Genomic DNA, 20,507 nt, shown 5'->3' with positions numbered 1-20,507 from the left:
ATGGAGAGCATGATGCGAACAAATGTCGAGTTCCGCGCGCGCGACGTGACCTTGCGCGGCTGGCTTTACCGGCCCGAAGGCGACGGCCCGTTTCCGATCTGCATCGTTTCGCACGGCTGGTCCTGCGTCAAGGAACAGACGCTCGATGTCGTTGCCGAGCATATGGTGAAGGCGGGGGTTGCGGCGCTCGTCTACGATCAGCGGAATCTCGGCGAAAGCGACGGCGAAATCCGCGGCCATATCGACCCCTGGGAACAGATTCACGATGCGCGCGCCGCGGTCAGCTATGCCGAAACGCTCGACGGCATCGATCCCGGCCGCATCGGCATCTGGGGAACCAGCTATTCGGGGGCGCACGCCATCGTCGTCTCGGCCGTCGACAGCCGGGTCAAGGCCGGCTGTGCGCAGGTGCCGATGCTGGCCGGCCTCGCGAACATCCAGCGCCTTGCCGAGACGATGAATGGCTGGAAGCCTTTCATCGAGATGCTCAACGATGAGCGCCGCCGCTGGGCGCGCGGCGAACCGCCAGCGATGATCGCGGTCTGCTCGGACGATCCGGCGGTGCCGCACGCCTTTCCCGGCCTGCGGACCCACGCTTTCTTCCATGCATGGGGCGATCGTGCCGCGAACTGGAAGAACGAATGCACCGTCCAGTCGCTTGACCTGTGTCTCGAATATGACCCGACCCCCTATCTCGAGGCGCTCGGCACGACTCCGTTCCAGTTCGTCATCGGCGAGGACGACATGACGACCCCGGCCGATATCGCCATCGCGGGCTTCGCCCGCATCAAGGGGCCGAAGGAACTGAAGATCATCCCCGGCGACCATTATACTTCCTATATCGAATATATCGACGAAGCGGCGGCGGCGGCGGCGGACTTCATGACCCGCCAGCTCAACCGCAGCCTCTGGACCCCGCAACCATGATGCGACGCATGCGACGGGCCGGCGGCATCCGGCACTCGCGATCGGCAGGCTTCGCATGAGCGGCAAGACGGAACCGGCGTCCCATCTTCGATTGTCCGGCCAGACGGTCCTGATCGTCGGGGGATCTTCGGGAATCGGCCTGGCGACGGCGCAGGCCGTGCTCGCCGCGGGCGGGCACGTCCACATCGCCGCGCGGACGAGCGCGTCGCTGGCGGCCGCCCGCGCGCAGCTCGGCCCGGACGTGCAAACGCACGTCTGCGATGCCGCATCCGAAGACGCCGTTGCGAGGATGTCCGCAAACCTCCCCCCCCTAGACCACCTCTTCACAACCGCGGGAGCCTTCGCGCCCGATGATATCCGCACGACCGCGATCGATGAGTTGCGTGCGATTCACGACAGCCGGCTTTGGAGTTGCGTCCACATCGTGCGTCACTGCACCGACCGCCTGCGACACGACGGTTCGGTAACCTTCATGTCGGGAACTGCATCCTGGTATCCGGAAGGCGCCGCATTGACATCGGCCGCGTGTGGAGCGGTGCAGTCGCTTGCGCGCTCGCTCGCGGTGAGCATGGCGCCGCTCCGTTTCAACGCACTGTGTCCTGGCTATACTCGGACAGCGTTGTGGTCGAAGACATTTGGCGACGAGGGAGAAACCATCCTCGCCTCGCTCGCGCGCGACATTCCAATCGGACGAGCAGCGGAGCCCTCGGAAATCGCCGATGCCGCGCTGTTTCTGATGACCAATGCCTATGTCAACGGGATCGAGTTGATAATCGACGGTGGCGCACGCCTGACATGACACGTCTCGCGATAATGACAACAATCGCTGGCCCGCCAAGTCGGCGGATCGGGAGGAAGGGGAAGATCATTGTCAGCGGAAGACATCTGTTTTGAGGTTCACGGCGCGCAGCGAGTGCCGTACCAGTTGGCCTGACACCGACGCGGTAGCGCGTTGATGCAGCCCCCATATCTACCGCGACAGCGAAGAGTCGGCGGAGATTCGACGATAAGGCGTTCTGCGCCCAATGTGAGTCAGGCCGCACGAGCGATGTCGAGCATAGCTTCCGCCTAGGGAGGAAATCGAATAACAAATAACGTCCAAGCCAGTCCGAAGCTGGTTCGACTTGTCACGTTCCGATTAATCCATCTGTACTGGAAAACCCTAACATTTCGGCCGAATCCTTAAAGTGATTCGACCAGAATCCGGCTGGCTGGAGCGGCAGGACTCGACCCCGCGCATGGCGGTACCAAAAACACTGGAACCGCCACCCGGCCGATACTCCGGCCTGATCGAAATCCGCAGATTTCTACGGGTATTGGGAGATTAGCGCACTCGATTCCGGGGCTCAAGAAATTGCCGGGAGCAAAGCGGCATAGGGTCTCATTGCCTCCAAAAACCGCCATCGGTTGAAGTCGAATAATGGTGTGCGGCACCCGCTCGATCTTGCCTCGCCCTCGCTCTTGTCATCGGCCCGACGCGCCCCTATCCCGCAAACGCCGCCGCCACCGAAGAAGGCTTTCCCTGATCCCTGTTCCGGCCACTCCCTACGCGGAACCGCTCGGCATCGGCGCCGGGCGACGGACGCTTTCCATAAGCCTGGCCCTGCTGATCACTGGCGGCCTGCTGCTCATGCTCCTCACCTTTGGCCTGGGGAAACCGGCAGATAACCGGGAAGAGCGCGTCACGATCGTGACCTTGGAGGCCGCTGGGAATTCCGAAGAAGCCCCCCAACCGGACAGCCGGGAACGCGAGCAAGCCGACGAGAAACCCGCACCGACACAACCGACCGCCGAGCCGCAACCGGAAACGCCCAAGCCTCCGCCCACGCCAATCCTCAACCCGACAGCCGCGCCGCCCCCGCCGACCCCGAGTGAGCGGCCACCCGCGCCGCTACCTCCCCAGCCCGTCCTCCGGCCGTCCGACGGAAAGGTTTACGGGCCGCCCAACAGCGGCGGCCGGTCCTCTGCTTTCCGCGATACGGAACAGGTTGGAACGGCACCCAACGGCGAACCGCTTTATGCCGCCGCCTGGTATCGCGAGCCAAGCGACAACGAACTGCGCGGCTATCTATCCACCGCCAGCGGCCCCGGCTGGGGCCTGATCGCCTGCCGCACAGCACCCGATTACCGTGTAGAGGATTGCGTCGGACTCGACGAATATCCAAGCGGATCACAGATCAATCGCGCGGTGCTTGCCGCAGCATGGCAATTCAGAGTGCGACCTCCGCGACGCGGCGGACAGCTATTGGTCGGCGCCTGGGTCCGTATCAGAATCGATTACGGCACGGGACGGCGTTAGGTTCAGCCGTGGCGGCTTCGTGCGGCAGGATTCCCCGCCCCATCCAAGCCATGATTCTTGCGCGCTTCTCCCGGTTCACGTCATTCGTCTTTTTCGCTCCGTTCACCCCAACGATGCACGACGGAAGAATTGCCGTAAATTTTGTGCATTTTTTGTTCGAAGCCATCCCCAACGGCCGAGCGCGATCGAATGGGCGTGCGAGTTTTTGGCGCGTCAGGTCGGGGGCGATCCTCAAGCCCGGCATCAAGGGATCACCGAGCGAACCTGTTTTGAGCGCGTCGATCGACGCAGGCGTAAAACCACCTTTCCTGGACATGACCGACTCCATCGCCGGCTCCCCGAGGCAGGAAAACAGGTAACAAATCGGGTAACAATATCTGTCCAAACCAGTCCGAAACTGGCGGAATCTGCCTCGACCCCTCTGGCTCGTCCGTTGCCTGAAAACTCACCTTTTCGGCCGAATCCCAAAGTGATTCGACCAGAATCCGGCTGGCTGGGGCGGCAGGATTCGAACCTGCGCATGGCGGTACCAAAAACCGCTGCCTTACCGCTTGGCTACGCCCCAACGGCCGGTGCGAGCGCGCTCTATAGCGTTTCGCGAATGGTTGGCAAGGCGGCCCTAGAGGCGCGTCACCCAGCCGTGGGGGTCCGCCGCACGGCCGCGCTGGATGTCGACCAGCTTTTCCTTCAGCATCGCCGTCACCTGTCCGGGGCCGCCAGCGCCGATGGTGAAACTGCCCGCGCCGCGCGCCACCTTGCCCACCGGAGTCACCACCGCCGCGGTGCCGCAGGCGAAGCTTTCGGTGAGGCGTCCGCTTTCCGCATCGGCCTGCCACTGGTCGATCGCATAGGGTTCCTCGCGCACCGTCAGGCCCGCGTCGCGCGCCAGCGTCATGATCGCGTCGCGCGTGATGCCGGGCAGGATGCTGCCGGTCAGCGGCGGGGTGACGAGGCTGCCGTCCGCAAAGACGAAGAACATGTTCATCCCGCCCAGTTCCTCGATCCAGCGATGCTCGGCCGCGTCGAGGAAAACGACCTGGTCGTGTCCCTTGGCGATCGCCTGCTGCTGCGCGACGAGGCTCGCGGCATAGTTGCCGCCGCACTTGGCGGCGCCGGTGCCGCCCGGCGCGGCGCGCGTATAATCCTCCGACACCCAGAGCGAGACCGCCGGGGCGCCCGACTTGAAATAGTTGCCGACCGGCGAAGCGATGACGAGGAAATGATATTCGGCGGCCGGCTTGACGCCGAGGAACACCTCGCTCGCATACATGAAGGGACGCAGATAGAGCGCGCCGCCCTCCACCTGCGGGAACCAGTCGGCGTCGACGCGCACGATCTGCTTCACCGCCTCGATGAACAATTCCTCCGGCAGTTCGGCCATCGCCATGCGGCGCGCGCTGGCGTTGAAGCGCGCGGCGTTGGCCTCGACACGGAACAGCGCCATCGCCCCGTCGTCGAGCCGATAGGCCTTGAGCCCTTCGAATATCTCCTGCGCATAATGGAGTACCGCAGTTGCGGGGTCGAGCAGCAGCGGGCCGCGCGGCATCACCTGCGCATCGTGCCAGCCCTTTCCTTCCGCGTAGCGGATCGACACCATATGGTCGGTGAAGACACGCCCGAACGCCGGGTCCGCGATCGCCGCCGCACGGGCATCCTGTGCCGTGGGATTGGGATGCGGCAGACGGGCAAAGGCGGGAGCGGACATGGATGACCTGTTCGTTGGGGGTGGATCGGTGCGCGCCTCTTGCCAAAGCAAGGGCGCAGGCGCAACGGGAGTCGCCATGGCCGAGGAAAATTTCCTGTCGCAAGTCCCCGCCGCTTCCGCTCTTTTCTTACGCGAGGAAGAAGTCCGCCGGGGCATCGAATATCTGTTTTTCGGCCACGCCGCGCTGTGGCGGACGATCGACGCGCGGCTGGCGGAAAACGGCCTGGGCCGCGCGCATTACCGGGCACTCTATTTCATCGCGCGCCAGCCGGGCCTGACGATCTCCGACCTGCTTGCGCTGCTCGGCATCACCAAGCAGTCATTGGGACGCGTGATCAAGGAGATGGAGGCACGCGCGCTGCTGGCGACGCGGCCGGGCAACCGCGACCGGCGGCAGAAGGAATTGCGGCTGACCCCCGAAGGACGCCAGCTCGAAAGCGCGATCTTCTCGCAGCTCCGCGACGCGATGAGCCGTGCCTACACCCATGCGGGGCAGGCTGCGGTCACGGGCTTCTGGCAGGTCAACGAAGCGCTGCTGCCGCCGCGCGATCGCGGCCGGATCGCGAAACTGGGGAAAGAAGCCTGACCCCAGGGCGCGGCCGGAAAGCCTATTCCTCGCCGCGCGCCAGGTCGGCTAGTTCGCGGCCGCGGTCGCGCGCCGCGCGCAGGACGTTGGTCATCAACGCGACGAGCTGGCCATCCTCGTCGAGCACGTCGAGTCCCGCCTGCGTCGTCCCCCCTTTGCTCGCGACCTGCGCGACGAGCGTACCGGGTTTTTCGCCGCTGGCGTCGAGCAGCGCGGTCGCGCCGCCGAAGGTCGCGGCCGCCAGTGTCAGCGAATCCTCGTTCGACAGGCCGAGCCGCTCGCCGGCGGCGGCATAGGCCTCGATCAGGCGAAAGACGAAGGCGGGGCCGCTGCCGGTGAAGGCCGTGATCAGGTCCATCGAAGAATCGTCGGCAAGCGTGACGACCTGACCGAGCGCCGCCAGCATCGCCGTCAGCATGTCGCCGTCGGCATCGCCGCTGGAGGCGAGCGCCGACACGCCCGCGCCGATCCGCGCCGCGAGGTTGGGCAGGATGCGCGCCTGCGCCCGGGCCGCCGGAAAGCGCGCAGCGAGGTCCGCTAGCGAGACGCCCGCCAGGATCGACAGGAGATGGGTATCGCCGGTCACGACCGGCGCCAGCGCCTCCGCGACCTCGCCAAGCTGCTGCGGCTTCATGCCGAGCATCACCCAGTCGGCGGCGCCGTCGGCCGCCTGCCAGTCGGCGAGCGTCGCATGGAGCGCGACCCCGTCGCGGGGCTCCGCGGCCGGATCGACGACCGCGACGCGCGCGGGATCGAGCCCCGCCGCCAGCCAGCGGTCGAGCATCGCCCCCGCCATGTTGCCACAGCCGACCAGCAGCATCCGGCCGGAAAAATCCCGCAAAGCCTTTGTCATGATCCTTGTCTCTCGTTCGTCAGCGGCAACTGCTCTCGGGCCCCGACAGCAGGTCGAGGCAGCGGCCGTCGACCTTGCTCATGTCGAGCGGCAGGCCGATCAGCGCGGCGAGCGTCGGCAGGATGTCCACCGTCATCACCGCATTGGGCTGCTCGAACCCGGCAAGCCCTTTGCGCCAGAACAGCATGGGAACGCGCCGGTCGTAGTCCCAGACCGACCCGTGCGTCGCGACATATCCGACGCCCGATTCGGGGATCGGCGTCACGCGATCCTTGAGCACGACGATGAAGTCGCCCGACCGCTGTGCATTGTACGAGGCGCGCAGCTTGTCGAGCAGGCTCCAGGTGTCGGCGGCGCGCTTCGAAATCGGGCGCGACGCCAGTTCTTCGGCGGTCACGACCGCCTCGACCTGCGGATGCGCGCGATAGCGGGCGACAAGTTCGGCCAGCGCCGCCTTGCGCTGCGCCGGGGTCAGCGCCTTCGACAGATACATATCGCCGAACGGGCCGTCGGCATGGAAGAGCGGCTGCGGCAGACCGAGCTTTTCGGCGGCCGCCTTGCCGATCGCCGCGGGGTCGAGCGTCCGGGCGACGCGCTCGGCGGCGGGCCAGCCGTTCTGGCGATTGCGCTCGGGCATGTCATGGCCGCCGTGATCGGCGGTCAGCGCGACCATATAGTCGATGCCGGTCGCATCGAGCCGGGTGAAGAAATCGCCGAGTTCGCGGTCGAGCGCGAGCATCTGGAGGCACATCTCGCTGCCTTCGGTGCCGACGCCGTGACCGATATAGTCGGTCGCCGACAGGCCGAGGATCAGCAGGTCGGTCGCCTCGCCCTCGCCGAGCCTGCGCGCCTGCCGCAGCGCAGTCGCCGCCGCGAGCACCGCGCCGTCGGCCTCGGGCGATGCCATGAAGCGGCGGAAATCGCCGCCGTCGCGCGCCAGCCGGCCGGTGCCGACGGTCCCGCCCTTGTCGACCGGGATCGCAATGTCGTGCACGGTGCAGTCGGCAGGCAGCGTCAGGCCGGGGCGCGATTGCGCGATCGCGGCAGCGATGGCCGTGCCCGCCTGCGTCGCGGTCGGCGACAGCGCCCGGCCGCGATAGCTGGTGAGTCCGGTCGGCGCGAGCCACATCAACTCGTCGGCTTGGCGTCCGCCCATCATGATCGCGGCACGATCCTTGCCCGCAACCGAGACGACCTGCGCCCGCGGGTCGTGCGCCTTCATGAGGTCGCCGAGCGTCGGGACCATCAGATGATCGACCGACGGCGCATATTGGCCGCTGCGCGAACTCGTGCCCGGCACCGTCTCGTCCTCGGCGCAATAGAGCCGCTTGTCTTCGCGCGCGGCCGACAGGTCGAAGAAATTATTGGCGATGATGCCGGTATGCGCGGGATGGTTGCCGGTCAGGATCGTCGAATGGCCGGGGCAGGTTTCGGTCGCGCCATGCGCCTGATAGCCCGACGGAAACACCACGCCCGAAGCGAGACGCGCGAGGCCGCCGGTAAAATGGCTGCGATACTGGGCGAACAGGTCGGCGGAGAACTGGTCGACCGCGATCATCACGACCAGCCTGGGCGGCGGCGTCGCGGCGGTCACTTTCTGCACTGGGGGCGCCGCATCCTGCGCGAGGCTCGCCCCGGCGCCGGCGACGCAGAGGGCGGCGGCAAGCGCGGTGGTCAGATGTTTCAGCGTCACGAGCCTTCTCCGTTGCGGGTGTCGGTGCGGGCTGTCCTCTCGGCGAAAGCCGCCTATATGGCAAGCCTTGAAAGGCGAACGGAAGCGGCATGGGCATGGAGCGTGCGCAAGACAGGCGGATGACGGCAGCGGGGCGCTGTGCGCGGGCGCTGCTCGCGCTCGCCCTGCTGGTGCTGTTCGTTCCGGGCCCGGCGCAGGCCGCGGCGCCGCATATCGCGGCAAGGCTGGTCGCCGAGTCGCCCGCGCCTTTGCCCGGCGGATCGACGACCGTTGCGCTCGTCATGACTCCCGAGCCGGGCTGGCACGGCTATTGGTCGAACGGCGGCGACGCCGGATTCGGCATGCAAGTCGAATGGAACCTTCCCGACGGCGTCACCGTCGCACCCTTTCGCTATCCGGTTCCCGAGGCGCTGATCCTCTTCGGGATGATGAATCATGTCTATGAGCATCCCTACGCGCTGCTCGCCGACGTGCGGGTCGATCGCAGTGTCGCATCGGGTTCCGACCTGACGCTGACCGGCATCGCCAACTGGCTGGCGTGCACCGACAAGATATGCGTTCCCGAAAAGGCGGTGATCTCGGTCGCGATGAAGGCGGGCGACGGCGCGATCGCGCCCGCCACGCGCCGCCAGTTCGACGGCTGGCGCGCGCGACTGCCGCAACCGCTCGACCGGCCGGGAAAATGGGAACGCCGCGGCGATACGCTGCGCTTCGCCGTCCCCCTGCCCGCAGGCACCGCGCTCGATACCCCGCATCTTTTTCTCGCGACCCGCGACCTTGCCGACTATGCCGCGCCGCAGGCATTCAGCCGCAACGGCGATCAGTTGATCGTCGAGACGCGCGCTCGCGGCGAGACGACCGGCGTCGCCGAGGGGCTGCTCAAGCTCTCGGACGGACGCGGCCTCTCGCTGCGGTTCGAGCCGGGCACGGTCCCGGCCGCCGGCAAGGCGGTCGCGGCGGCGAGCCGCCCCGACGCCGCGCTGTTCTGGACCGCGCTCGCCGGGGCGATCCTCGGCGGGCTGATCCTCAACCTGATGCCGTGCGTCTTCCCGATCCTCAGCCTGAAGGCGCTCAGCCTCGCACGGTCGGGCGGTGTTGCTCGCGAGGCGAAGGTCGAAGCGCTTGCCTACACCGCCGGCGCGGTGGCGACCGCGCTGCTGCTCGGCGGCGCATTGCTCGCGTTGCGCGCGGCGGGCGAACAGGTCGGCTGGGCCTTTCAGCTCCAGCATCCCGCCAGCATCCTGATCCTGCTCGTCCTCGCCTGTGCGACCACCCTCAACCTGCTCGGCCTTTACGCCTTGCCGTCGATCGGCGGCGGACAGGCGCTCGCGGCACGCGGCGGGGCTGCGGGCGGTTTCTGGACCGGGGCGCTCGCCGCCTTCGTCGCGACGCCGTGCAGCGGCCCGCTGCTCGGAGCAGCGCTCGGCGCGACGCTCGTCCTGCCCGCCTGGGCGGCATTGCCCATCTTCGGCGGGCTCGGGCTCGGCATCGCCTTGCCCTTCCTCGCCGTCGGCTTCATCCCCGCCCTGCGGCGCCGCCTGCCCAGGCCGGGACCATGGATGGACCGCTTTCGCAGGTGGATGGCGCTGCCGATGGGCCTCACGGCGGTGGCGCTGGCGTGGCTGCTGTGGCGTCAGGCCGGCCCGACGGGCCTCTTCGCGGCGCTGAGTGCCGCGGCGCTCGCGGGCGCCCTGGCTTTCGCCGCGGGCCGCGCGCAACGGCATGGGCGTGCCGTCGCACCGCTGTTCGCGCTGTTGCTGCTGCTCGTCCCGCTTGCATTGTGGACCAACCACGCCGCGCGCGCAGGGGGAACCGCGCCGACCGACGCCACCGCCTTTTCTCCCGACGCGCTCGTCAGGGCCCGCGCCTCCGGCAAGCCGGTGTTCGTCTATTTCACTGCCGACTGGTGCCTGTCGTGCAAGGCGAACGAAGCGGGCGCGATCGAGCGCGAGGCGGTGCAGGCCGCGTTCGACAAGGCCGGAGTCACGACGCTCGTCGGCGACTGGACCAACGGCAATCCGATCATCACGCGCACCCTCGCCGAGCATGGACGCAACAGCGTGCCGCTCTACCTCTGGTATGCGCCGGGCGCCGCGCGGCCCGAAATCCTGCCGCAGATACTGACCCCCGGGCTGCTGATCGGAAAGGCGCAGCGCCGGTGAGCAAGCAGCGCGCCGACCAACTGCTCGTCGATCGCGGCCTCGCCGAAAGCCGGACGCGCGCGCAGGCGCTGATCCTCGCCGGGCTCGCCTTCGTCGGCGACCGCAAGATCGACAAGGCGGGACAGCAGATCGCCGACGATGCCGAAATCAGCATCAAGGGGCGCGATCATCCATGGGTGTCGCGCGGCGGGATCAAGCTCGACCACGCGCTCGCGCACCTTGGCTGGGATGTGGCGGGCGCGGTCGCGATCGACGTGGGTTCGTCGACCGGCGGCTTCACCGACGTGCTGCTCTCGCGCGGCGCGGCGCGCGTCCACGCGGTGGATTCGGGCACCAACCAGCTCGCATGGAAGCTGCGGCAGGACCCGCGCGTCATCGTCCACGAACAGACGAGCGCGCGCATCCTGACCGCCGACCATATCCCCGAGCCCATCGACCTAGTCGTCTGCGACGCGAGCTTCATCGCCTTGTCGAAGGTTCTGCCGGTGCCGCTGTCGTTCACGGCCGAAGGTGCGCGGCTGGTCGCGCTGATCAAGCCGCAGTTCGAGGCGCAACGGCACGAGATCGGCAAGAAGGGCGTCGTGCGCGACCCCGCCGTCCATGCGCGCGTGTGCGCAGAGGTCCGCGCATGGATCGAGGAAAGCGGCTGGATCGTGCTCGACCTGATCCAAAGCCCGATCACCGGGCCCGAGGGCAATGTCGAATTTCTGGTCGCGGCGCAAAAGCGGAACGCTTGACGCTGGGCTCGCGAGTCGCGACACCATTGGCACGCAGAATCGCGAAAAGGGACCAGCCGAGCATGAGCGAGATCGCCACACCGGGCCAGCTACGCCTTTCCTATTGGCGCTGGGCCATGATCACGGTCCCCGCGATCGTGCTGATCGGCAGCCTGATGGGCCTGCTTTCGAACAGCGGCTACGGCAATCGCTGGTTCGCGGCACTCGACCTACCGTCCATCGTACCGCCAGGCTGGGTGTTCGCGGTCGTGTGGCCGCTGCTCTACATCTGCCTCGGGCTGGCGCTGGCGATGGTCCTTCATGCGCGCGGCGCCAGGGGGCGCGGCTTCGCGCTGCTGCTTTTCTTTGTCCAGCTCGTCGCCAATTTCGCCTGGTCGCCGCTGTTCTTCGCCGCGCATCAGGTGACGAGCGCGCTGTATCTGATCATCTTCATCCTGATGGTGACGCTTGCCACCGCCTTCGCCTTTGCGTCGATCCGCAAGGCGGCGGCGTGGCTGCTCGTGCCTTATCTGCTGTGGCTCGCTTTCGCGAGCGTCCTCAATTTCCAGATCGACCAGCGCAACCCCGGCGCCGAAACCCTTGTCCCGCACGCGGCGAGCACCCAGATATAGGCGCGGCAAGGGGCCGACCCCGACGAAGGATAGAGTGATGCAGAGCGAGAACCGCATTTTCGACGATCTGGCCAAGATGATGAACGGCATCGCCGGCACGGTCGCAGGCGCCGGTCGCGAGGCCGAAGCCGCAATGCGCGAGCGCGCCAAGGAATGGATCGGCCGCATGGACTTCGTCAGCCGCGAGGAATTCGAGGCGGTGAAGGCGATGGCCGCAACGGCGCGCGCGGAGGCGGAGGCGCTGAAGGCGCGGCTCGATGCGCTGGAAGGTGCGCCGAAGCCGGCTTCGAAACCCCGGACCACACCCAAAAAATAGGCGGCCGTCAAAGGAACTGCCGCTTCCTGTCTTCGTCATGCTGAACCTGATTCAGCATCCATTCTCGCTCCGTCCCCGATAGCGAGTGTCGAATGGGCCCCGGATCAAGTCCGGGGTGGACAAGGTGTGCGGACTCGCCAGGTCAGCCATCAGCCGCTAAAGGCGCTCCATGAGTGACGATATCTACGATGACGACGGCCAGGAAGCAGCGCCGATGGATATGCTGGCGTCCTATTTCGCCGCGCATGACTGGGCGCACGAGATGGTCGGCGAGGACGAGATCGTCGCGACCGCGCAGGGAAGCTGGACGACCTACGAACTGCGCGCGGTGTGGCGTCCCGACGACGGCGTCATCCAGCTTCTCGCCTTCCCCGACATTCGCGTCGTCGAGGACAAGCGTGCCGCCGCGCACGAAGCGCTGGCGCTGATCAACGAACAGCTCTGGCTCGGCCATTTCGAGCTGTGGTCGAACAGCGGCACGATCCTGTTCCGCCACGGCATGCTGCTGGGAAGCGACGCCGCGCTGTCGCTCGACCTCGCTGAAACGCTGGTCGAAAGCGCGATCGACGAATGCGAGCGCTTCTATCCGGTGTTCCAGTTCGTGCTGTGGGGCGGCAAGACCCCGGCCGAGGCGCTCGCCGCCTCGCTCATCGAAACGCGCGGAGAGGCGTAGCGCTTGCTCCGTTCGGACCGCTTCACCGTTTCTCGTAGCGCTTGAGTCCCGGCCCGAGGTCGTTGGCGCCGATCGCCAGCGGCTCGCCGCTCCAGTCGGCGACGAACGCCACGTTGCGGCCGAGCCCTTCGGGCAGGCTGGCCCGATTGCCCTCGATCGACAGGCCGCGCGACGGATTGTCGCGCGCTTCGGCAGCGACCGCGATGATCGCCGAATAATTCTCCTTGTCGCGCCCCTGCACGAACAGATTGTCCGCGATGCGCCCCGTCGCACCCGCGGGCAGGTCGATCATGTAATTGGTCGCCGTCCCCTGCGTGTCGTCGAAACTGTTGTCCCGGATGTCGACCTGTGCCGCGCGGACCTTCAGATAATGGCCGCCGCTGCCTTTTTCGAAGCGGCTGTGGGTCACCACGACGCGGCCGTAGGCGCCGGTATAAACGCTGTGTGCGCAACTCAGCCCGCGGTCGCAGCGGCCGAGCCGCGAAAAGGTCGAGCGCTCGATGGTCAGCGTCGACTGCGGGTCGTCGGCGGTGAGGATGCCCTCCTCGCTGCCACGGAACAGGCTGTTGACGATGGTCAGGTCACCCTGTTCGAGCCGGATTCCGGCGCCGTTGCCGTCGGGCACCCGCATGTTCTGAAAGACGATGCCGTCGACCCGCGCGCCGTCGCCGCGCAGCACCAGCGCCGCCTTGCCCTCGCAGGTCACGCCGTCGAATATGCTGCGCCCCGGCTCGGCAGCGACGAAGGCGATATGTCCCGCCGTCTGAACCGCGCAATCGCGATGATAGCCGGGGGCGATGCGGATCGTCCCCTGCCCCTCGCCGATCGCGTCGACGGCCTGCTGCAAGCGGCCGAAGGCGCGGCCGCTTTCGGCGACGACATAGGGCGCGTCGCCCGATTGCGCGGGCAGCGGCATCGGCGCGAGCAGCAGCGGAAGGGCGAGCAGCGGCAACAGCGGCCGGCGGAGGAGCATCTGGATCATGGCGCCGTCATAGCGATTTCGGCGCCGCGCGTCCTTTGCGAAGCTGGTTAACCCGCCACCTGTCCCTTTATCGGACAGGCGGCGGGCGATCAGTTTCAGTCGAGATTGGGGCGCAGCCAGCGGCGCGCGGTCTCGAGATCGACGCCGCGCCGTTCCGCATAATCGACCAGCTGGTCCTCGCCGACGCGCGCGACCCCGAAGTAGCTCGCATCGGGATGCCCCAGATAGAAGCCCGAGACGGCCGAGGTCGGCAGCATCGCGAAATGGTCGGTCAGGATCGCGCCCGAGGTGTTGCCGGCGTCGAGCAGTTCGAACAGGATCGGCTTCAGGCTGTGATCGGGGCAGGCCGGATAGCCCGGCGCCGGGCGGATGCCGCGATATTCCTCCTTGATGATCGCCTCCGGCGTCAGCTGCTCGCCCGGCGCATAGCCCCAGAGCACGGTGCGGACATGCGCGTGGAGCCGTTCGGCAAAGGCTTCGGCGAAGCGGTCGGCCAGCGCCTTGAGCAAGATATCGCTGTAATCGTCATGCGCGGCCTTGAAGCGCGCGAGATGCGGCTCGATGCCGTGGATCGCGACCGAAAAGCCGCCGATCCAGTCGCCGTCGGGGCTGACGAAATCGGCGAGGCACATGTTGGGACGCCCCTCGCGCTTGGCGATCTGCTGGCGCAGGAAGGGGATGCGGACGTGCCGTTCCTCTTCCTCGAGGTGGATGACGACATCGTCGCCGTCGCGGCGGCACGGCCACAGCCCCGCTACCCCGCGCGCGTGCAGCCAGCCTTCGCCGACGATCTTCGCAAGCATCGCCTGCGCGTCGGCATAGAGCCCGCGCGCGCTTTCCCCCACCACCGCATCGTCGAGGATCGCGGGAAAGGTGCCCGCCAGTTCCCAGGCGCGGAAGAAGGGGGTCCAGTCGAACCATTCGACCAGTTCGGCCATGTCCCATTGGTCGAACGCATGCACGCCGGGCTTTTCGGGCGGGAAGGGCCGGATATGCTCGTCGACCGCGAAGCCGTTGGCGCGCGCATCCTCGATGGGGATCAGCGCGCTCTGCCCCTTGTTCGCGCGCACCTCGCGGATATGCGCATAATCCTCCTTATAGCCCTGCACATAGGCGTCGTAGCCGGTATCGCTGACCAGCGCCGTCGCGACGCCGACCGCGCGGCTCGCGTCGAGCACGTGCAGCACGGGTCCTTCATAGGCGGGGTCGATGCGCAGCGCGGTGTGCATGCGCGAGGTCGTCGCGCCGCCGATCAGCAGCGGCATCGTCATGCCGGCGCGCTGCATCTCTTCCGCCACGGTCACCATCTCGTCGAGCGACGGGGTAATCAGGCCGGACAGGCCGATCATGTCGGCGTCATTCTCGTTCGCGGCCTGCAGGATGCTGCTCCACGGCACCATGACGCCCAGGTCGACGACCTCGAAGCCGTTGCACTGGAGCACCACGCCGACGATGTTCTTGCCGATGTCGTGGACGTCGCCCTTGACGGTCGCCATCACGATCCTGCCCTTGCCCTTGGCGCCTTCCTCCTTCTCGGCCTCGATGAAGGGCAGCAGGTGCGCGACCGCCTTCTTCATCACGCGCGCCGATTTCACGACCTGCGGCAGGAACATCTTGCCCGACCCGAACAGGTCGCCGACGACGTTCATCCCGTCCATCAGCGGCCCTTCGATCACCTCGATCGGCCGGTCCATCGCCAGGCGCATCTCTTCGGTATCCGCGACGATATGCGCGTCGATCCCCTTGACCAGCGCATGTTCGAGCCGCTTTTCGACCGGCCAGCCGCGCCATTCCTCGGCCGCCTTTTCCTGCGCCGCATCCTTGCCCTTGTAGCGTTCGGCGAGCGCGATCAGCCGTTCGGTCGGCGATTCGGCCTCGCCCTCCACCTTGCGGTTGAGGATCACGTCCTCGCAGGCGTTGCGAAGCTCCGGGTCGATCGTGTCGTAGACGTCGAGCTGTCCGGCGTTGACGATCGCCATGTCGAGCCCCGCCGGGATCGCATAATAGAGGAAAACGCTGTGCATCGCGCGGCGCACCGTCTCGTTGCCGCGAAAGCCGAACGACAGGTTGGACAGCCCACCGGAAAAATGGGCGTGCGGGCAGCGCTGGCGGATGACCTTCACCGCCTCGATGAAATCGACGGCATAATTGTCATGCTCTTCGAGCCCCGTCGCGATGGCGAAGATATTGGGATCGAAGATGATATCCTCGGGCGGGAAGCCGATGCCGGTGAGCAGCTTGTAGGCGCGCTCGCAGATCTCGATCTTGCGTTCCCTGGTATCCGCCTGCCCGACCTCGTCGAACGCCATGACGACCACCGCGGCGCCATAGGCCCTGCACTTGCGCGCCTGCGCGAGAAAAGGCTCCTCGCCTTCCTTCATGCTGATCGAGTTGACGATCGGCTTGCCGGGCACGCATTTGAGGCCCGCCTCGATGACGCTCCATTTCGACGAATCGATCATCACCGGCACGCGCGCGATGTCGGGCTCGGCGGCGATCAGCTTGAGGAAGGTCGTCATCGCCCGTTCGGCGTCGAGCAGCCCTTCGTCCATGTTGACGTCGATGACCTGCGCGCCATTTTCCACCTGCTGGCGCGCGACCTCGACCGCGGCGGTGAAATCGTCGGCGAGGATCAGCTTCTTGAACGCCGCCGATCCGGTGACGTTTGTGCGCTCACCGATATTGACGAAGGACGAAGAGGAGAGGGTCTGGGTCATCGAAGGTCCCGAAAGGAAGAGAGGTCAGGCCGCGACGGGGCGGGCGAGGACGAGATCGTCGTAGAGCTTGCCCCCGACGTCGAACTGCCGGGTGCCGATGTCGGCAAAGCCCTGCTTGCGATAGAAGGCGAGCGCGCGGTGATTGCGCGCATAGACGCCGAGCAGCAGCCGGCGATGCCCCGCCGCCGCCTCGACCGCCCGCGCCATCAGTGCCGCGCCCAGCCCGGTGCCGTGGAAGCGCGACAACGCATAGATGCGCTTGAGCTCGATATCGCCGTCCTGTGCCGCCGCGAGGCCCGGCGCGCCGACAAGGGCAAATCCGACGGGCGCACCGCCGGGACACGCCTCGGCCAGCCAGGCACGGGCGCCCGACGCCAGGGCGGCCCGATAGGCCGCCTCGCCATGCTGCGCGGCGCAATGGCCGATGATCGCCGCGCCGTCGAGAATGCCGGCGAAGGTTTCGAGAAAGGTTGCCGCGCCGATCAGTGCCAGCGCGGCGGCGTCATCGACGCCGGCCTCGCGGATCGTCCATGCTTGTCCATCCTCCATCGGATCAGGCCGCCGCCATGGTGAAGGGTTCCAGCCCCGCGAGACGTGTGCGCACCGGCACTTCGGGGATATGGCGCGGCGCAAGGCCTTCGACCGCCTTCGCCATCGCGGCGATATGCGCGGGCGTCGATCCGCAGCAACCGCCGAGGATATTGACCTGCCCATGCTCGGCCCATTCGCGCACCAGCCCCGCGGTCGTCTCCGGCTGCTCATCATACTCGCCGAGTTCGTTGGGCAGGCCGGCGTTCGGATAGACCATCACCAGCGTATCGGCGAGATCGGACAGCACCCGGACATGCGGGCGAAGCTGTGCCGCGCCGAAGCTGCAATTGAGCCCGACGGTCAGCGGCTTCGCATGGCGCACCGCGTACCAGAAAGCCTCGACCGTGTGTCCCGACAGGTTGCGCCCCGACAGGTCGGTCAGCGTCATCGAGATCATCAGCGGCAGATCGCGCCCCAGCTTCGCCTCCGCCTCGAGCGTCGCAGCGATCCCCGCCTTGGCGTTGAGCGTGTCGAAGATCGTCTCGATCAGGATGAAATCGGCACCGCCCTCGGCCAGCGCGACCACCTGGTCGCAATAGACCGCCTTGAGCTCGTCGAAATCGATCTCGCGATAGCCGGGATTGTTGACGTCGGGCGACAGCGACAGCGTCTTGTTGGTCGGCCCGACGGCGCCCGCGACGAACCGGCGGCGGCCGTCGCGCGCGGCGAATTTGTCGGCCGCCTCGCGTCCCAGTCGGGCGCTTTCATGGTTGATGTCGGCGACCAGATGCTCGGCGCCATAGTCGGCCTGGCTGATCCGGTTGGCGCTGAAGGTGTTGGTCGAAACGATGTCCGACCCCGCCGCCAGATAAGCTTCGCCGATCGCCGCGACGACGTCGGGGCGGGTCAGCGCGAGAATATCGTTATTGCCCTTCTGGTCGCGGCCGAGACCGAGCGCGCCGGCATAGTCGGCCTCTGTCAGCTTGCGGAGCTGGATCTGCGTTCCCCAGCCGCCATCGGTGAGCAGGATGCGGCTGCGGGCCGCCTGCTGCAGGGCTTCGCGTGCGCTGGTCATCGACGATCCTTCCTTGATATGCGGCTCATGCGGCCTTCTCCGCCGCGGGCGCCGCCGGCGGACGCAGGCCCAGCAGGTGGCAGATGGCGTAGCTGAGCTCCGCCCGGTTGAGCGTGTAGAAATGGAAGTCGCGCACGCCGCCGGCATAGAGGCGGCGGCAGAGTTCGGCGGCGATCGTCGCGGCGACGAGCTGGCGCGCCGAAGGCAGGTCGTCGAGCCCGTCGAACAGCGAGATCATCCACGCCGGGATCGCCGCACCGCACATGTCGGCCATGCGCCGGGTCTGCGACACGTTCGACACCGGCAGGATGCCGGGAACGATCGGCGCATCGATCCCCGCCGCCGCCGCCGCGTCGCGGAAGCGCAGGAAGGCTTCGGGCGAGAAGAAGAATTGCGTGATCGCGCGTGTCGCGCCGGCGTCGAGCTTGCGCTTGAGATTGTCGAGATCGGTCTGCGGGCAGTCAGCGTCGGGATGCACCTCGGGATAGGCGGCGACCGAAATGTCGAAGGGCGCGACGGCCTTCAGCCCCGCGACCAGCTCGGCGGCATTGGCATAGCCCTGCGCGTGGGCGCGATAGGGCGCACCGCCCGGCACGTCGCCGCGCAGCGCGACGATGTGGCGCACGCCCGCTTCCCAATAGGCGCGCGCGACCGCGTCGATTTCCTCGCGCGAGGCCTCGACGCAGGTCAGGTGCGCCGCGGGCGGCACCGCGCTTTCCGCCGCGATGCGCGCGACGGTGGCGTGGGTGCGTTCGCGCGTCGAGCCGCCCGCGCCATAGGTGACCGAAACGAAGCGCGGCCCGAGCGGTTCGAGCGTGCGGAACGTGTCCCAGAGCTGCGCCTCCATCTTCTCCGTCTTCGGCGGGAAGAATTCGAAGCTGACGCCGATGTCGCCGTCGAGATTGGCGAACAGCGGCGACGCCGCGGCGCGCCTGGCCTCCGCCAGCGAATTGAGGTTCGATGTCATGCGGCAAGTTTCCTGGTCTGCCCGCCTTCGCTGGCGGGGGTCTGATCTTCATCGCTGCGACGGCGCCCGAGCCACAGTTTCACTGCAAGCTCGCCGCCCTCGAGCGTCTGGCCGCTTTCGAGCAGCAAGCCGGCGGAGGCGAACCAGCCGCGGATCTGGGCATCCGAAAAGCCGAGACGGGCGTGCGCCGCAAGCATGCGCAGTTCCTCATCCTCGTGCGGCGCGAAATCGACGACGAGCAGATGCCCGCCGCCGCGCAGCACCCGTGCCGCCTCCGCGATCACGCGGTCGGGTTCGTGTGCGAAATGCAGCGCCTGATGGATGACGATGCTGTCGATGCTCGCATCATCCATCGGCAGCGCCAGAAAATCGCCCTGCACCAGATCGATTGGGACCGGCTGATCGGCCAGCTTGGCGCGCGCGAGCCGCAGCATTTCCGGGCTGCGGTCGAGCGCGGTGATGCGCCGCGCGGTCGGCGCGAAAATCTCTGCCATCCGGCCAGTGCCCGTTCCGATGTCGAGCAGATGACCGAGCCGGCGCCCCGCCACCATCGCCAGCATCGCGGACTCCACCTCGCTCTCTGCGACGTGGCGGGAACGGATCGCGTCCCATTCGGCGGCATGCTCGGCGAAATAGCGCGCGGCGGCCGCCGCGCGTTCGTTGCGGATGGCGGCAAGGCGTCGGGCATCATAGGCGATCACCCGGCCCTCGCGCGCCGAGAAAGGCCATTTCTCGACCTGATCGATCATCGTCCGGATCGGCCCGTCCTGCACGATGCGCAGGAACACCCAGCTTCCCTCGCGCCGCCGCTCGACGATGCCGGCCTCGGCCAGGATGCGGACGTGCCGCGACACGCGCGGCTGGCTCTGATCGAGGACGATCGCCAGTTCCCCGATCGCCAGTTCCATCTCGCGCAGCAGCGCCACGACTCGTAACCGGGTCGGGTCGGCAAGGGCACGGAAAATGTCGAGCAGCTCGGCCATGGGAAGGCGATATAAAGAATTCTTTATATCCAGTCAACCGGCCGAAAGCGCCCTGTTTCCGGGGCTTGCGGCGGCGGCATCGGGCTCGACTCGTCGGTTTGAGAGCCGCCGCAACCAAAAAGTCCGTTGCACCGTTTTGGCCGAAATTGTAGCTCTGTCGGCGATTGGCAACGTGCCGGATCGAATTGTTCGCATCCGAATGCCGGTCAATCAGTTCAATCGAGAGGGGTATTCCCAAATGAAGAAGTCGATCACTCTGTCGCTCGTCCTTGCCACCTCGCTGGGCCTCGCTGCCTGCGGTGAAAAGGCTGCCGACGAAGCAGCTCCGGCCGCCGAAGACACCGCGACCGTCGAGGGCGCGGCGGACGGCGCGATGGAAGCGGCCGAAGGCGCCGCCGATGCGACCGCCGCTGCGGCCGACGCGACCGCGAATGCTGCCGGCGACGCCGCCGCTGCCGCAAACACGGCTGCCGACAAGGCGAGCGAAGCCGCCGACGCCGCCAAGGAAGCGACCGACGCTGCCAAGGGCGCGATGGAAGAAGCCAAGAAGTAATCCCTTCCTGGCATTCGACCAGTTGAAAAAGGGGTCGTCGGCACGCGCCGGCGGCCCCTTTTCACATGGTTGCCCGAACCAGCGGACCCGCATCGGCTCGCCGGTTGCCAAGGGCTTCATCCACCGCTAATTCTTCG

The 20,507-nt window shown here is 67.1% G+C and carries 20 protein-coding genes and 1 tRNA gene; 10 read left to right on the top strand and 11 right to left on the bottom strand.

Features of this window, described 5'->3' with window-relative positions; translation table 11 throughout:
- The first annotated feature begins 9 nt into the window (after positions 1-9).
- From SGRAN_RS05205 to SGRAN_RS21495, 3 genes are all read left to right on the top strand, one after another.
- The gene (locus SGRAN_RS05205) at positions 10-927 is read left to right on the top strand and encodes an alpha/beta hydrolase (RefSeq protein WP_067181256.1); all 918 of its coding nucleotides are present in this window, start codon (positions 10-12) and stop codon (positions 925-927) included.
- 55 nt (positions 928-982) lie between these two features.
- Entirely contained in the window at positions 983-1,726 is a 744-nt protein-coding gene (locus SGRAN_RS05200) for an SDR family oxidoreductase (protein WP_067181253.1), read from the top strand.
- A 621-nt stretch (positions 1,727-2,347) separates the two neighbouring features.
- A complete protein-coding gene (locus tag SGRAN_RS21495; protein WP_237233771.1) occupies positions 2,348-3,226 on the top strand; it encodes a hypothetical protein in 879 nt (292 codons plus the stop codon).
- Here SGRAN_RS21495 and SGRAN_RS22115 read toward each other — a convergent pair.
- The 3 genes from SGRAN_RS22115 to SGRAN_RS05180 all read right to left on the bottom strand — a co-directional run bounded on the left by SGRAN_RS22115 (position 3,195) and on the right by SGRAN_RS05180 (position 4,931).
- A complete protein-coding gene (locus tag SGRAN_RS22115; protein ID WP_210434199.1) occupies positions 3,195-3,542 on the bottom strand; it encodes a hypothetical protein in 348 nt (115 codons plus the stop codon). The two genes, SGRAN_RS21495 and SGRAN_RS22115, sit on opposite strands and share 32 nt — an antisense overlap.
- 174 nt (positions 3,543-3,716) lie before the next feature.
- Positions 3,717-3,791 (bottom strand) — tRNA-Gln (locus SGRAN_RS05185).
- 54 nt (positions 3,792-3,845) lie between these two features.
- On the bottom strand, positions 3,846-4,931 hold the full coding sequence (locus SGRAN_RS05180) for a branched-chain amino acid aminotransferase (protein WP_067181247.1): 1,086 nt from the start codon (positions 4,929-4,931) through the stop codon (positions 3,846-3,848).
- A 76-nt stretch (positions 4,932-5,007) separates the two neighbouring features.
- Between SGRAN_RS05180 and SGRAN_RS05175 the strand changes: the two genes are divergently transcribed.
- Positions 5,008-5,517: a MarR family winged helix-turn-helix transcriptional regulator gene (locus SGRAN_RS05175; RefSeq protein WP_067181244.1), complete on the top strand. Its 510-nt coding sequence runs from the start codon at positions 5,008-5,010 to the stop codon at positions 5,515-5,517.
- Between the two features lie 22 nt (positions 5,518-5,539).
- On the opposite strand, the gene proC is transcribed toward SGRAN_RS05175, so the two are convergent.
- Complete coding sequence (proC, locus tag SGRAN_RS05170; protein ID WP_067181243.1) at positions 5,540-6,370, bottom strand: pyrroline-5-carboxylate reductase; 831 nt, start codon at positions 6,368-6,370, stop codon at positions 5,540-5,542.
- 19 nt (positions 6,371-6,389) lie between these two features.
- The gene (locus SGRAN_RS05165; RefSeq protein WP_082737079.1) at positions 6,390-8,063 is read right to left on the bottom strand and encodes an alkaline phosphatase family protein; all 1,674 of its coding nucleotides are present in this window, start codon (positions 8,061-8,063) and stop codon (positions 6,390-6,392) included.
- Between the two features lie 95 nt (positions 8,064-8,158).
- Between SGRAN_RS05165 and SGRAN_RS05160 the strand changes: the two genes are divergently transcribed.
- The 5 genes from SGRAN_RS05160 to SGRAN_RS05140 all read left to right on the top strand — a co-directional run bounded on the left by SGRAN_RS05160 (position 8,159) and on the right by SGRAN_RS05140 (position 12,562).
- Positions 8,159-10,225 (top strand): protein-disulfide reductase DsbD family protein, encoded by a 2,067-nt coding sequence (locus SGRAN_RS05160; protein WP_082737420.1) that lies wholly within the window; start codon positions 8,159-8,161, stop codon positions 10,223-10,225.
- Positions 10,222-10,962: a TlyA family RNA methyltransferase gene (locus tag SGRAN_RS05155; protein ID WP_067181239.1), complete on the top strand. Its 741-nt coding sequence runs from the start codon at positions 10,222-10,224 to the stop codon at positions 10,960-10,962. Before SGRAN_RS05160 ends, SGRAN_RS05155 begins: the two co-directional genes overlap by 4 nt.
- A 62-nt stretch (positions 10,963-11,024) precedes the next feature.
- Entirely contained in the window at positions 11,025-11,573 is a 549-nt protein-coding gene (locus tag SGRAN_RS05150; protein WP_067181238.1) for a TspO/MBR family protein, read from the top strand.
- 37 nt (positions 11,574-11,610) lie between these two features.
- The gene (locus SGRAN_RS05145) at positions 11,611-11,889 is read left to right on the top strand and encodes an accessory factor UbiK family protein (protein WP_067181236.1); all 279 of its coding nucleotides are present in this window, start codon (positions 11,611-11,613) and stop codon (positions 11,887-11,889) included.
- 169 nt (positions 11,890-12,058) lie between these two features.
- A complete protein-coding gene (locus SGRAN_RS05140; protein ID WP_067105222.1) occupies positions 12,059-12,562 on the top strand; it encodes a type III secretion system chaperone family protein in 504 nt (167 codons plus the stop codon).
- Between the two features lie 22 nt (positions 12,563-12,584).
- Here SGRAN_RS05140 and SGRAN_RS05135 read toward each other — a convergent pair whose 3' ends face one another.
- From SGRAN_RS05135 to SGRAN_RS05110, 6 genes are all read right to left on the bottom strand, one after another.
- Entirely contained in the window at positions 12,585-13,544 is a 960-nt protein-coding gene (locus SGRAN_RS05135) for a right-handed parallel beta-helix repeat-containing protein (RefSeq protein ID WP_067181234.1), read from the bottom strand.
- Between the two features lie 95 nt (positions 13,545-13,639).
- On the bottom strand, positions 13,640-16,261 hold the full coding sequence (metH, locus tag SGRAN_RS05130) for a methionine synthase (RefSeq protein ID WP_067181232.1): 2,622 nt from the start codon (positions 16,259-16,261) through the stop codon (positions 13,640-13,642).
- Between the two features lie 24 nt (positions 16,262-16,285).
- Complete coding sequence (locus tag SGRAN_RS05125) at positions 16,286-16,810, bottom strand: GNAT family N-acetyltransferase (RefSeq protein ID WP_067181230.1); 525 nt, start codon at positions 16,808-16,810, stop codon at positions 16,286-16,288.
- 4 nt (positions 16,811-16,814) lie between these two features.
- Positions 16,815-17,867 carry a homocysteine S-methyltransferase family protein gene (locus SGRAN_RS05120; RefSeq protein WP_067181227.1) on the bottom strand — a complete coding sequence of 351 codons (1,053 nt, stop codon included), beginning with the start codon at positions 17,865-17,867 and terminating at the stop codon, positions 16,815-16,817.
- A gap of 25 nt (positions 17,868-17,892) precedes the next feature.
- Complete coding sequence (gene metF, locus SGRAN_RS05115; protein ID WP_067181225.1) at positions 17,893-18,834, bottom strand: methylenetetrahydrofolate reductase; 942 nt, start codon at positions 18,832-18,834, stop codon at positions 17,893-17,895.
- Positions 18,831-19,817: an ArsR/SmtB family transcription factor gene (locus SGRAN_RS05110; protein WP_067181222.1), complete on the bottom strand. Its 987-nt coding sequence runs from the start codon at positions 19,815-19,817 to the stop codon at positions 18,831-18,833. Before SGRAN_RS05110 ends, metF begins: the two co-directional genes overlap by 4 nt.
- On the opposite strand from SGRAN_RS05110, the gene SGRAN_RS22915 reads away from it, so the two are divergent.
- Positions 19,798-20,370 carry a hypothetical protein gene (locus tag SGRAN_RS22915; protein ID WP_237233769.1) on the top strand — a complete coding sequence of 191 codons (573 nt, stop codon included), beginning with the start codon at positions 19,798-19,800 and terminating at the stop codon, positions 20,368-20,370. The two genes, SGRAN_RS05110 and SGRAN_RS22915, sit on opposite strands and share 20 nt — an antisense overlap.
- Positions 20,371-20,507 lie beyond the last annotated feature (137 nt).

Source organism: Sphingopyxis granuli (assembly GCF_001559015.1).
Lineage (GTDB): Bacteria > Pseudomonadota > Alphaproteobacteria > Sphingomonadales > Sphingomonadaceae > Sphingopyxis > Sphingopyxis granuli.
This window is presented reverse-complemented; position numbering and strand designations above follow the sequence as displayed.